Below are 12046 nucleotides of genomic sequence, written 5' to 3'. Positions count from 1 at the left end.
GCGTTGTTTTTCAAGCCAAGTTTTTCAGGATTCAACCATGAAACATTTACCCTTGTTGGCGGGCCTGTTCGGCTGCCTGCCTGTCTGTGGCTGGGCGCTCGAGTTGGCGCCTACCACCATCGATGGCGAACAAACCGCAGAGCCCGGCCTGACCCTGGATCAATCCAGCGGCATGGCGTCGCGCCTCGGCCTGAGCGTGCGGGAAACCCCGGCGTCGGTGGCCATCGCCACTCGTAACGATATCGAGCGCCATGGCGCCAAGACCTTTCGCGATGCGGCCAACACGTTGCCCGGCGTCAACGCCAGCGCGCCGCCGGGGTTTGGCGGGTTTGTGTCCTACCGTGGGTTTACCAGCAGCCAGATCACCCAGATGTTCAACGGCATCAACGTCGCCACCGGCTTGGCACGCCCAGTGGATGCGTGGATCTATGACCGCGTTGAACTGGTCGGCGGCCCCTCCTCCTTGATCAATGGCGCCGGCTCCGTGGGCGGTTCGCTGAATTACGTGACGAAGTTGGCAACCCGCGAGGAACAAGCCGCCGAAGGCCAGCTCACCTATGGCAGCTACGACACCGCCGGCATGGCTTTCGGCCTCAACCACGCGCTGACAGAACCGGGCGCCGAGGTGCAGCATTACGCGCGCCTGGACGTCAGCCGCAACACCAATCACAGCTACATCGACCGCGACCAGCGTGAAGCCTGGAGCCTGGCGTTTTCGCTGCTCAGTGACCTGACCCCCAACCTGTCCCACACCCTGGCACTGGAATACCAGGACGAACAGGAAGACAGCCCGTACTGGGGCACTCCGGTGCTCAACCCCAAGGCCGGCGAGCTGAAGATCGACCGGCACAACCGCTTCAACAACTACAATGTTGCCGATGGCCGGTACGAACAGCGCACGATCTGGGCACGTTCGATCATCGACTATCGAATCAACGACAGCACCACGCTGAAGAACACCCTCTATCACTTGGACAGCCAGCGCGATTACCGCAACCTGGAAACCTACCAGTACAACGCCGACAACAGCGCAGTGAACCGTTCGACCGCTTACCAAGTGCGCCATCAGGGCGAACAGAACGGCAACCAGTTCGAGCTGCGCCATGACGACACGATCTTCGGCCTGTCCACCACCTGGTCCGGCGGCTTTGAGTACAAGGTCAACAGCACCACCAGTTACCCGCTGAACAAACCGGGCAATAGCACCGTAGACCCGAACAACTACAACCCTGGGCACTTCTATGACATCCCAGGCACCAAACCCGGGTTTGTTAAGGACAAGACCAACGAAGTCACCACCAAAGCCTTGTTCGTGGAAAATCGCCTTGGCCTCACCGATAAATTGTCACTGCTCACCGGCCTGCGTTACGACGCTATCGACTTGGACGTAACCAACCACAGCAAAGTGACGGCCACCAACCCACGCCACTTCAAGCGCAGCTGGGAACCGGTGACCGGGCGTGTTGGACTGACCTACCAGTTCATCCCCTCGGCTAATGTGTATGTGCAATACAGCACGGCGGCCGAGCAGCCATCGACCACCACTCAAGTGTTCGACGTATCAACCGGCAAACAGTGGGAAGTGGGCAGCAAGTTTGAGTACCTGGAGGGTCGCGGTTCGGCCACGGTCGCGGCCTACAAGATCGAGCGCAAGGATTTCGCCGTCACCGACCCGCAAGACCCGAACAACAGCATCCCAGTGGGGGCGCAGTCGTCCAAGGGGATCGAGTTGGCCAGCTCATTGCGCATCACACCGAAACTGTTGGCGGAAGGTAACCTTGCCTGGGTGGATGCTGAATACGACGACTTCAACGAGAAAATCGCCAGCGGCGCCGTGGTCTCGCGCAAGGGTAATACACCGACCAACGTGCCAAAACGCGTAGGCAACCTATGGCTGACCTATGACTTCACGCCAGATTGGCAAGGCGGCGTGGATGCGCGGTATGTCGCACAAGTGTATGCGGACAATGCCAACACCATGACGGTGCCGGCCTACACGTTGTTCGGAACGTTCCTGCGCTACAGGGTCGACTCGCACACCTCGGTGACCGGCCGCGTGCGCAACCTGACGAATGAGGTGTATGCCGAGTTTGCGCATGTGTCGCCGGCGTATTACCTGGGGTCGCCAAGGACCTTCGAGGTGGCGATTCAAACCAAGTTCTAAGCCTGCCATGCAATCAACTGTGGGAGCCGGGCTTGCCCGCGATGGCGGTGTGACAGTCAACACATACATGACTGATACACCGCCATCGTGGGCAAGCCCGGCTCCCACAGGGTTCTGCATACCGTGTTAGCGCAAACTCGCTTCAACCTTCTGCGCCACATCCGCCGTCAACCACGCCTTCCACACCTCTGGATGCTCCTTGAGAAACACCTGAGCCACTTCCCGTGGCGCCGTGTGGTTCTCGCTCATCGCAGCCAGGGCTTTGTTCAGCGGCTCGATAGGAAACTGAACCTTGGTAAAAAACTCGGCGATCTGCGGGTGTTCCTGCTGGAACGGCGTCGACACGCCAATGCTCAGCTTGGACGCCAACGACCGAGTCGGCCTAGGGTTGGGGTTCTCCGCGTCGGTCAGTGTCTTCCAGGCATCGGCGTCAAACGGTGGTTCTTCCAGCTGGATCAGTTTGTAGCGCCCCATCAAAGGCGTCGGCGACCAGTAGTAGAACAACACCGGCTTGCCTCGACGAATCGATGAGGCAATTTCGGCATCCAGCGCGGCGCCCGAACCACTGCGAAAATTCACATAGCTGTCGTCCAGGCCGTAAGCCTTGAGCTTTTGTTTATTGACCACTTCCGAGGTCCAGCCGATCGGGCTGTTGAGAAAGCGCCCCTTGCCTGGAGATTCCGGGTCCTTGAACACGTCCTTGTAACGCGCCAGGTCCTGTACGCTTTTAAGCTCGGGGGCCAGAGGCTTGAGGCCTTTGGCAGGGTCGCCCTTGACCACGTATTCCGGCACCCACCAGCCTTCCGTAGCGCCCTTGACTGTATCGCCCAGGCCCACCACCTTGCCTTCGGCCTCGGCTTTGATCCACACCGGGCTGCGGCCGGCCCATTCTTCACCGATCACCTGGATGTCATTTTTTGCCAGGGCCGTTTCCAGGGTGATGGTGGTGCCGGGCAAGGTGTCGGTGGGCAGGTCGTAGCCCTTCTCGACGATAAAGCGCAGTACTTCGGTGATCAGGCTGCCGCTTTCCCAGTTCAGGTCGGCGAAATGCACCGGTGCCTGGGCAGCCGATACCGGCAATGAAACCACCGACAGGCTCAAGGCCGTCAGGGACGCTGCCAATAGGGTTCTCAATCCTTTCATGCCTTTGCACCTCGCGTTTTCGCAGCCATAGCGGACGGCTTTGCTGCCAATGCGCGAAGCCTCTGAATAGTTAAGTCAACTCAACTGTAGTAGAGGTTCCGAGAGAGCATAAATACACCCGAGGTTTATCGACTACTCACTGGCCTTGAACGTTACCAATTCACCCTTGCGCCACTTGGCGGCCTTGCCGGTCAAGGCCTTGAGGGTTTTGGTCAGGCCTTCCTGCAGTTGTTCGTTGGCGGCAAATACCAGCATCACGCTGTGGCCTTCCTTGAACACGATGCCTTGGCCTTCGGCCGAGGAAACAAAGGCGTAATCGCCCAAGCCATACACCGTCAACTTGATATCGCGGAACTTCAATTCGAACTTTCCACCTTCGCGGCTGGGCAACACGGCTGCGCGAAAATGATCGCCCACCTTGAGTTCCAGGTGTTGCTTGTCATCCACGACCAGCGCCGTCTCGGTATCGATTTCGGCGATGTAGATGCCTTCCGGCGTCTGCTCTGTGATGTAAACGAAACGGGATTGAAACTGCTTGACCAACTTTGCGCGCAAATCACCCAACACGAACAACGCGTGCATATCCAGATTACTGACTGCCAAGGAAACGCCCCCACATCAAAAAAGAGTACCAACCGCCAGAGCGGGCAGCACAAAAAAACGGCCGTAACGGCACGATCACACACGCGTTAAAAAACTGAAGAGATCCTGCTGCCGCGTCGTAAGACTAGTACAGACATGCGAGATGGACCTGACGAAGGTCTTCAGGCCCCACAGCAAATCACAGGTTCAACGGTCCGAGAATACGGGCCGACCAGCTTCAGAGAATAACCCAAATAAAAAGCGCAGTTTCCGACATCAAACACATAACAAAATACTTGGCATGGAACCAAGCATCGACTGCCAACGACAATACTAAAACAGCAACAGGGGACAAAACCACCCGAAACGCTGCTGGTGGGTCAACAAGATCGATCGACAGGAGCTGACCATGCAACCACGTCAACACGCCGTAATGTCTTCCAGCACTCGCTCATCATGCCCAGACGAGCGCCAATACTACTGCTTGCAAAGCGACAGCGGGTACTCCAATTCTGTTCTTTACCAAGTTGTACCTGCTGGGCGTAATTTCTTTCATATCCTGGAAGTCACCAGCGGCAGGATCAAAGGCTTTCGCAGCAACCACATCCAAGCCTGCGAGTTGGCCAAAAAACTCGAAGCCAGCCTGCACGCCCCTCACGCAGGGCTCGTTTCGTCATCTGGATGACTTTACTGCGCCGTCGCCCCTCAACAACTGCCATACTACCGCGTCCATTGAAGTTTGCCCCATAGGGGTCAGGTTTCATCAGTGCAGTTACCTTGAAGGGAAGGCTATACGTGACGGAATTTGATATTGGCGAATTTTTTATCCATGGCGATGCGAGGGAAGTAGACGGTGAATTTCAAGCGGTGATCATCATGCGGGCGAAACCACCGCTGACCACTGTCACAGCACACCAGGTAGAAAAAGACCGTTGGTTCAAAACTGTCGACGCCGCCGCAACTGCGGCAAAAGACGCCGCCAGGGCCCTGAAAACCGCTGTGGACTCAGGTGCACTCAATTCCTGACACGCCGATAGAACTCTGCCGCGCACCAAGCCTCACATGCACAACGACCATCACCTTGCATGGAGACTGAAATATGGACGCGCCAATCCCGACGCTCGAAACCCTGTTTGAACAACTGGGCCTGGATTCGACCCCCGAGGCCATCGACGCATTCATCGGCGCACACCCGCTGGGCGAAGATGTGAAACTGATCGATGCGCCCTTCTGGACGTCGCAACAGGCGAATTTTCTGAAGGAAGAGCTGCGTGAGGACGCCGAATGGGCCATCCCCGTGGACGAGTTGAACCAGCGCCTACATCAATCCCAGTAATACCCCTCAATGTAGGCTGTCTGACTGTTCCAGGCGCAACAGCGCTTGCCAGGCAGCCCTGCATTCCTGCGCTTCATCACGGCTGGCGAACGCCGTGCCGCGCTGCTCGCCATTGATCAGCACCACCCAACAGGCTTTCTGACCCAACGCACGCAGGGTTTCGGGAACACCACTGCCGATCATCACGGCGACATCGACTTTGTTTTGCATGGAGCTTCTCCGCAGCATTAGTTAGCTGGCTAACAATGTTGGCCATGCTACGGTTTTATTCCAGTTGGAAAAAGCTATCCCAGGAATAGCTTCATTGCATAATCAGCAACAATCCCTAACGCGCGGCCTTTGCCCCTTCCGGTTTATAGCCCAGGCGCAACCCACCCCAATGCCGGCCATTGACCATGATCGGCACCGACAAGTCGTGCATCAACTCGCCGGTGTCACGGGTATAGGTCTGCAACAGCACAGCCTGCTGATGACTGCCGCAACGAATGCCCGTGCGGTCTTCGAACTTACGTTTGGTGCGGTTCTGCACCGCGTCGATCTGCGCGTCACCGGTCAGGGCGTGAGAAAACGCCTTGTTGTGCGTCGGCACGTAACCTTGAGGTGTGCAGGCAATCGCAAACACTAAACCTTCATGACGCGGCAGCAGCGCTTCCTGGATCGCCGGCAATACCTGGTCGGTGTAACCGTCAAAACGCGTGTGATATTTGCTTGGGCTGGTATTCGGGATCGGCGTGTAACTGCGGTCAAACAAGTCCTGCAGGCTGATACGGTTTTGCACTACATCGGCCTCGAACTGTTCGCTAATGCGGTTTGCGCCTTCGCGGGCCAGGTCGTAGATACGCTGGTGATAGTCATCCAACCCGACTTCGGCCAAGCGCTCGCTGATGGTTTCGGCCTGCCCTTCCATCTGCACCGCCGCATCGGCCAGTTGGCGGGTTTGCAGGTCGCTCACGGTCAGGTCGCTGCGCATCTGCTCCACGGCATGGAACAAGCTGTCGAGTTGCGCACGGTTGGTGTCGGTGCCCTGGGCAATCTCATTGACCTGCCCTTCCACGTCCGCCGCCAGGCTGGCGATGCTCTGCAAGTGTTCGCCTGCGTGTTCCACTTGTTCGACGCCGGTGTGCAGGTCCGACGACAACTGGCGAATCTGCTCGACCACTTGCGCGGTGCGATACTGGATATCAGCAACCATCACACCGACCTCATCGGTGGCCATGGCCGTACGCCCGGCCAGGCCACGCACCTCGTCGGCAACCACAGCAAAGCCGCGCCCGTGCTCACCGGCGCGCGCGGCTTCAATGGCCGCGTTCAATGCAAGCAAATTGGTTTGGCTGGCGATGGATTGAATCACCAAGGTCACGCGCTGGATTTCTTCACTGCGCTGGCTCAGCGCCTCGATCAATTCGCGGCTGGCATTGGCGCGTTGGCTGAGTTGGTGCATGCGGGTGATGGACTGGGCCAGCACTTCGCGCCCTTCGGTGCTGCGTTGGTGAGCCTGGGTGGCTGCGCCCAGGGCTTGGCGGCTGAGCTGCGAGGTGACCTTTTCGGTACCGATCATGACTTCGGCGCTGCTAACAATTTGCTTGGCCGCGCTCAACTGTGACTGCAAGCGTGCCGCCAGCTGCTTGACCGAATAGGCCACGCCGGCAGCGGAAAGCGCGTTATGACTGGTGGTGTAGGAGAGATCGCGGGTCAGTTCACCCATCGCATCGGACGCGGCTGACGGCGTGAGTACGGGCTTTTGAGTTTTAACGCGAGGCAGCCAGATCACCAGCAAGGCCAATGGCAGGCACAGGTAGATCGGCCAGCCGGCAAACGCCAGGCCCAGGAGTACCAGCACCAGGGCGGTGCTCTGCAGGAGCGGCATCAGCCAGCCGGGCAGCACGCGCGCCACCGTCTGCGGTGGCACTGCTGCGCCCATCAGAGATCCGTCTCCAGCCATCATCGTTACCCCACTGTTTGTCGTTATTGTTGCTGCATTAAACGCCACTATCAGGCCATTATCTATGGGCTATTAGTGGAGGCGCTTGCAACAGATCAATAGACCTGGGCGTAACCGGTATTTCTCTTGGGCGCTGCATGCACAGCGCCCAACTTCAGCCCATCAGGCTTGGCGCTGGTGCTTGTCGATCTGCTCGTGGCGCTCTTGCGCTTCGATGCAGTACTTGGTGGTCGGGCTGATCAGCAGGCGCTTGAGGCCGATAGGCTCACCGCTGTCGTCGCACCAGCCAAAGGAATCTTCCTTGATGCGTTCCAGAGCGCGCTCAAGCTGCGGCAGCATGCGCTGGTCGCGATCGATGGCATTAACCAACCAGGTGCGCTCTTCTTCCACGGAAGCGGCATCAGCCGGGTCAGCCGGGGTGTCCAGGCTTTCGATGGCGATGCGGTTCTGTTCAATGCGCTCGTGGTGTTCCACTTTCATGTCTTGCAGCAGCTGCTCGAAAAAAGCGTGCTGTTCGGCATTCATGTAGTCATCCGCCGGCATGGCCAGCAACTTTTCCTTTGTCATTGATTTCTCTATAAAAAATACGTGCATTAAGGCGAATAAGGGAGCGTTTCGGCAGACCGTTGCAGGCCTCGGAAAGGCGCCTTCCATTTCAAGCGCCACCCGGCACTCAATTTACGAGGGGCGGCAGTCTAAGGCCGACTTGAGGGCTCAGCAACTGAAATGACAGGCATTTTTTCCCAATTAACCTCCAAAGGCACCAGGACGGGCTTGGCGAATGGTCATCGGAGTGCGTTTATAGCAGGAAAGTTCGTTAAGCAGCTATAAGCCACACGCTGCAAGCGACAAGCTGTAAAGCTCGTCTAACTTGCAGCGTGTGGCTTACCGCTTGCAACTGCGCTTCAGCGTTTGAGTTTGCGCTTATTGCGATACTGGTCGATCACCACCGCCACCACAATAATCAGGCCCTTGATGATGTCCTGGATATACGCATCCACCCCGACAAAGGTAAACCCGCTGGCCATCACGCCGAGGATCAACGCGCCGATCACCGTGCCAGTGATACGCCCTACCCCGCCCGCAAGGCTGGTGCCGCCGATCACGGCGGCGGCAATCGCATCCAGCTCATAGGACATGCCCATGCCGGCCTGGCCCGTCGCGGCACGTGCCGAGGCGACGACGCCAGCCAAACCCGCCAGCAACCCGGCGATGCTGTAGACGATGATCAGGTGGCGCTTGACGTTGATCCCCGAGGTGCGCGCCGCCTGCATGTTGCCGCCGATGGCGTAGGTGTACTTGCCGTACTTGGTGTAGCGCAGAGCGATATGGAAAATCACCGCCACCACCAGAAAGATGATTACCGGCATCGCGCCATGACCGATGGCGGTGTAGGAATCCGAGAGCATGCTCACCGGCTGGCCTTCGGTGTAGTAACGCGCCAGGCCACGGGCCGACACCATCATGCCCAAGGTTGCGATAAACGGCGGAATACCGGTCACCGCGATAATGCTGCCGTTGATCGCCCCCGCCAGCAGCCCGACCCCGAGGCCCATCGCCACCGGGATCCACACCGGCAAATCCGTCAGACTGGGAAACACCGCCCGGGAAAAGTCGGAAGTCTGCGCCAGACTCGCGGCGATCATCGCCGATAACGCCAGCACCGAGCCGGAAGACAAGTCGATACCGGTGGTAATGATCACCTGGGTCACGCCAATCGCCAGCAGGCCGATAATCGACACTTGCAGGATCATCAGCACCAGGCGCTGGGAGTTCATCAGGAAGCTCTGGTCGCGCACGATCCAGCCGAACACTTCAAACACCAGGCCGATACCGATCAGCACCAAGAAGATGCTTAATTCGGTGGGCAAACGCCTGCGGTTCTTGACCGGTGCCGTGGCAGGCTTGTTGTCTGTTATTGCGTTCATTGCCAATCACCTACTTATTCTGTGGCACAGGCCAACCGCAGGCCCATGCTGCTGTTCGTCAGTGGACTACGGTCAAACCGGAGGCCAGATGCATGACTTTTTCCTGGGTCGCATCCGCGCGGTCCAGGGTGCCCATCAGTTCGCCCTCGTGCATCACCATCACCCGGTCGCTCATGCCCAGCACTTCGGGCAGCTCGGAGGAAATCATGATCACCGCCATGCCTTCGCTGGCGAGAAAAGAGATCAAACGATAGATCTCGGCCTTGGCACCGACGTCGATGCCCCGGGTGGGCTCATCGAGAATCAGCAGCCGTGGGTTGGTCATCAGCCAGCGCGCCAGCAAGGCTTTCTGCTGGTTGCCGCCGGACAAGGTGTCGATGCACTGCTCCAGCGACGGGGTTTTCACCCGCAGCTTCTTGCACATGTCTTCGCACAGGGCGCGCAGGGCTTTCTGCTGGATGAAGCCGTTGCCCGAATAATGCGGCAGCACCGCCATTTCCATGTTTTCCAACACCGACAGGCACGGGAACAGGCCGCTGAGCTTACGGTCCTCAGTCAGCAGCGCAAACCCTTTCTCGATGGCCATGTGCGGGTCGCTGATGCGCACCGGCTTGCCGTCGAGGGTAATTTGGCCGCCGGAGCTTGGGGTGATGCCGAAAATGGTTTCGGCCACATTGGTGCGCCCCGAACCCATCAACCCGGCGATGCCGAGGATTTCACCGGCGTGCAGGTCGAAGGACACGTCCTTGAACACGCCGTCCAGGCGCAGGTCGCGCACCGACAGCAGCAGTTCGCCAATGGGCGTCTCACGTACCGGGAACAACTGGCTCAGCTCACGACCGACCATCATCGAGATCAGGCTGTCGCTGTTCATGCTGTCGGCGCGTTGCAAACCGATGTACTGGCCGTCACGGAACACCGCCACTTCATCGGCGATGGCGAACACTTCGTTCATTTTGTGGGTGATGTAGACGATGCCTTTGCCCTGGGACTTGAGGTCGGCAATGATCGAAAACAGGTGGGCCACTTCCTTCTCGGTAATGGCCGACGTGGGTTCATCCATAATTAGGATGTCGGAGTCGTAGGACACCGCCTTGGCAATCTCGGCCATCTGCCGTTCGGCGATGCTCAGGTTGCCGACCTGTTCTTCAGGGTCCAGATTGATGCGCAACCGCGCCAGCAACTCAGCCGTGCAGCGGTGCATTTCACGGTGGTTGACCATGTGCAGGCTGTTGAGCTGCTCGCGGCCGATCCAGATATTTTCGGCGATGCTCATGTGCGGCATCAGGTTAAGTTCCTGGTGGATCATCGCGATCCCCGCCTTTTGCGCCGCCAGCGGCGTTTCAAACACAATCGGCTTGCCGCGCAGGCGAATTTCCCCGGCGTCGGGCTGATAGATGCCGGCGATGATCTTCATCAGCGTCGACTTGCCCGCACCGTTCTCGCCCATCAGCGCCAGCACGGAACCGGGGCGTACGCGCAGTTGCACATCGGCCAAGGCCACAACGCCGGGAAAGCCTTTGCTGATATTGAGGATTTCCAGCAGGTAGGGTGCTTCCAGCGACGGCGGCTGGATACCGGGAGGCTGCGAGACAACCGCTTGAGCAAGCATATCGGGTACTCCATCAGCAGGGCGACCGTGGCCGCCCTGCTCGCTTATTGTTGTTATGAAGGGCTACTTGAAGTCTTTAACGTTGTCCGGGGTGATCAGCTTGAACGGAATAATCACGTTCTGCTCGACCGGCTCGTGCTTGGCCATCTTGCGCGCGGCTTCCACCGAACCGACTGCCTGCCCTTTCGCATCCTGGAACGCCGACGCGGCCATGTCGCCCTTGGAAATCGCGTTCAAGCCGTCCGGCGTACCGTCGACCCCAGCGATCAGCACAGTGCCAGGCTTGGTGCCCGCCGACTTCAAGGCCATGGACGCACCGATGGCCATCTCATCGTTGTTGGCCAGCACTGCATTGAACTCACGGCCTTGGGTCATCCAGTCGTTGACCAGGGTCATGCCGCGGTCACGCAGCCAGGTACCGGTCTGTTCCTGTTCGATGGTGATGCCCGGGTATTTGGCCAGGACTTCTTTCACGCCCTTGGTGCGGTTGGTGGTGGAGTTGTTCGCCAGGTCACCCAGCAGGATCACGATCTTGCCTTTGCCACCGAGCTTGTCAGCGATGTATTGCATTTGCAGGCGACCGGCCTCGACGTCATCGGACGTCACCGCCACCACATCTTTAGGCAGGTCTTTCTGGTCGGGGCGGCGGTTGACGAACACCAGCGGAATGCCGGCCTTGGTCGCCGCACTGATGATGTTCTTGGTCGAGGCGGTATCCACCGGGTTGACGATAATTGCGTCGACTTTCTGGCTGATAAAGTTCTCGACCTGGCTCAGTTGCTTGACCACGTCGGCGCGGGCGTCTTCAAACTGCAGTTGCACGCCGTCGCCCTTGGGATAGGACTTGGCTTGCTTGTCCATGTCTTCGCGCAGGTAGGTCAGGAAGGTGTCATCGAAGGCGGACATGGTCACACCCACTTTGATGTCGGCAGCCGAGGCAAAACCGCTGGCAAGCAGCATGGACAGGGCCAGCGCGGTGAAACGAATCGGGGTCTTCATGAACGGTCTGTCTCCAATTTCTTGTTGGTTTTTTGGACGTTGCGTTTTTCAGAGCGCGCAGGTCGGCAGTCGCACGATCGGTGCCCCCGGAATGCAGCACACCAGGGCGCCTTTGTTTTCGACGCAGAGCACATTAAGGAAGGAAAAATAAAACGGCCGGGCGCGGGGCAGACCACGTGGCGCTTTGGAGGGGCGTAAAACTCGCAGTACAGCGTTGAAGATTTTCATCTGACGGTACCTGGTTGTTTTTGATCTTGTTTTTGTTGAGTCGCCTGGATCAAGCCCGAGGCGTACTTTTTGCAACCTGGAAAAGACTTTATTAGAAAATAATTTCCATATC

General features: G+C 58.3%; 13 protein-coding genes. 4 read left to right on the top strand and 9 right to left on the bottom strand.

The features are described from left to right. Positions 1-37: 37 nt before the first annotated feature. Complete coding sequence (locus tag ACI77I_RS17530; RefSeq protein ID WP_406998052.1) at positions 38-2164, top strand: TonB-dependent receptor; 2127 nt, start codon at positions 38-40, stop codon at positions 2162-2164. 126 nt (positions 2165-2290) lie between these two features. Here ACI77I_RS17530 and ACI77I_RS17525 read toward each other — a convergent pair whose 3' ends face one another. Together ACI77I_RS17525 and ACI77I_RS17520 are read right to left on the bottom strand one after the other, a co-directional pair. Then, positions 2291-3307, bottom strand: coding sequence for an ABC transporter substrate-binding protein (locus ACI77I_RS17525; protein WP_094953797.1), 1017 nt, complete (start codon positions 3305-3307; stop codon positions 2291-2293). 132 nt (positions 3308-3439) lie between these two features. Further along, positions 3440-3889 carry a hypothetical protein gene (locus tag ACI77I_RS17520; protein ID WP_406998075.1) on the bottom strand — a complete coding sequence of 150 codons (450 nt, stop codon included), beginning with the start codon at positions 3887-3889 and terminating at the stop codon, positions 3440-3442. 409 nt (positions 3890-4298) lie between these two features. Here ACI77I_RS17520 and ACI77I_RS17515 point away from each other — a divergent pair, with 409 nt between their 5' ends. The 3 genes from ACI77I_RS17515 to ACI77I_RS17505 all read left to right on the top strand — a co-directional run bounded on the left by ACI77I_RS17515 (position 4299) and on the right by ACI77I_RS17505 (position 5225). Further along, positions 4299-4574 carry a hypothetical protein gene (locus ACI77I_RS17515; RefSeq protein WP_094952521.1) on the top strand — a complete coding sequence of 92 codons (276 nt, stop codon included), beginning with the start codon at positions 4299-4301 and terminating at the stop codon, positions 4572-4574. A 110-nt stretch (positions 4575-4684) separates the two neighbouring features. Beyond that, on the top strand, positions 4685-4915 hold the full coding sequence (locus ACI77I_RS17510; protein ID WP_406998051.1) for a hypothetical protein: 231 nt from the start codon (positions 4685-4687) through the stop codon (positions 4913-4915). Between the two features lie 73 nt (positions 4916-4988). Then, on the top strand, positions 4989-5225 hold the full coding sequence (locus ACI77I_RS17505) for a DUF2789 domain-containing protein (RefSeq protein WP_094952519.1): 237 nt from the start codon (positions 4989-4991) through the stop codon (positions 5223-5225). A 6-nt stretch (positions 5226-5231) separates the two neighbouring features. Here the strand turns inward: ACI77I_RS17505 and ACI77I_RS17500 are convergent, their stop codons facing one another. The 7 genes from ACI77I_RS17500 to ACI77I_RS17470 form a co-directional block, all read right to left on the bottom strand. Beyond that, positions 5232-5435 (bottom strand): hypothetical protein, encoded by a 204-nt coding sequence (locus ACI77I_RS17500; protein WP_094952518.1) that lies wholly within the window; start codon positions 5433-5435, stop codon positions 5232-5234. A 115-nt stretch (positions 5436-5550) separates the two neighbouring features. Further along, positions 5551-6783, bottom strand: a complete 1233-nt coding sequence (locus ACI77I_RS17495) for a methyl-accepting chemotaxis protein (RefSeq protein WP_406998074.1) — start codon at positions 6781-6783, stop codon at positions 5551-5553. 546 nt (positions 6784-7329) lie between these two features. Continuing rightward, positions 7330-7734, bottom strand: a complete 405-nt coding sequence (locus tag ACI77I_RS17490) for a TraR/DksA C4-type zinc finger protein (protein WP_010564800.1) — start codon at positions 7732-7734, stop codon at positions 7330-7332. 338 nt (positions 7735-8072) lie between these two features. Then, complete coding sequence (locus ACI77I_RS17485; RefSeq protein WP_094952516.1) at positions 8073-9095, bottom strand: ABC transporter permease; 1023 nt, start codon at positions 9093-9095, stop codon at positions 8073-8075. 58 nt (positions 9096-9153) lie between these two features. Next, positions 9154-10707, bottom strand: coding sequence for a sugar ABC transporter ATP-binding protein (locus tag ACI77I_RS17480; RefSeq protein WP_406998050.1), 1554 nt, complete (start codon positions 10705-10707; stop codon positions 9154-9156). A 63-nt stretch (positions 10708-10770) separates the two neighbouring features. After that, positions 10771-11706, bottom strand: coding sequence for a sugar ABC transporter substrate-binding protein (locus ACI77I_RS17475; protein ID WP_094952514.1), 936 nt, complete (start codon positions 11704-11706; stop codon positions 10771-10773). 48 nt (positions 11707-11754) lie between these two features. Further along, the gene (locus ACI77I_RS17470; protein WP_094952513.1) at positions 11755-11934 is read right to left on the bottom strand and encodes a hypothetical protein; all 180 of its coding nucleotides are present in this window, start codon (positions 11932-11934) and stop codon (positions 11755-11757) included. Positions 11935-12046: the final 112 nt, after the last annotated feature.

The organism is Pseudomonas sp. D47 (assembly GCF_045447305.1).
In the GTDB taxonomy this organism is placed as follows: domain Bacteria; phylum Pseudomonadota; class Gammaproteobacteria; order Pseudomonadales; family Pseudomonadaceae; genus Aquipseudomonas.
This window is presented reverse-complemented; position numbering and strand designations above follow the sequence as displayed.

What these genes read in the sequence shown, in the direction of transcription:
- ACI77I_RS17480 (WP_406998050.1), bottom strand. Translation starts at nt 10,707, where the DNA reads ATGCTTGCTCAAGCGGTTGTCTCGCAGCCTCCCGGTATCCAGCCGCCG.
- ACI77I_RS17490 (WP_010564800.1), bottom strand. Translation starts at nt 7,734, where the DNA reads ATGACAAAGGAAAAGTTGCTGGCCATGCCGGCGGATGACTACATGAAT.
- ACI77I_RS17525 (WP_094953797.1), bottom strand. Translation starts at nt 3,307, where the DNA reads ATGAAAGGATTGAGAACCCTATTGGCAGCGTCCCTGACGGCCTTGAGC.
- ACI77I_RS17515 (WP_094952521.1), top strand. Translation starts at nt 4,299, where the DNA reads ATGCAACCACGTCAACACGCCGTAATGTCTTCCAGCACTCGCTCATCA.
- ACI77I_RS17485 (WP_094952516.1), bottom strand. Translation starts at nt 9,095, where the DNA reads ATGAACGCAATAACAGACAACAAGCCTGCCACGGCACCGGTCAAGAAC.
- ACI77I_RS17475 (WP_094952514.1), bottom strand. Translation starts at nt 11,706, where the DNA reads ATGAAGACCCCGATTCGTTTCACCGCGCTGGCCCTGTCCATGCTGCTT.
- ACI77I_RS17495 (WP_406998074.1), bottom strand. Translation starts at nt 6,783, where the DNA reads ATGATCGGTACCGAAAAGGTCACCTCGCAGCTCAGCCGCCAAGCCCTG.
- ACI77I_RS17530 (WP_406998052.1), top strand. Translation starts at nt 38, where the DNA reads ATGAAACATTTACCCTTGTTGGCGGGCCTGTTCGGCTGCCTGCCTGTC.
- ACI77I_RS17505 (WP_094952519.1), top strand. Translation starts at nt 4,989, where the DNA reads ATGGACGCGCCAATCCCGACGCTCGAAACCCTGTTTGAACAACTGGGC.
- ACI77I_RS17470 (WP_094952513.1), bottom strand. Translation starts at nt 11,934, where the DNA reads ATGAAAATCTTCAACGCTGTACTGCGAGTTTTACGCCCCTCCAAAGCG.
- ACI77I_RS17520 (WP_406998075.1), bottom strand. Translation starts at nt 3,889, where the DNA reads ATGCACGCGTTGTTCGTGTTGGGTGATTTGCGCGCAAAGTTGGTCAAG.
- ACI77I_RS17500 (WP_094952518.1), bottom strand. Translation starts at nt 5,435, where the DNA reads ATGCAAAACAAAGTCGATGTCGCCGTGATGATCGGCAGTGGTGTTCCC.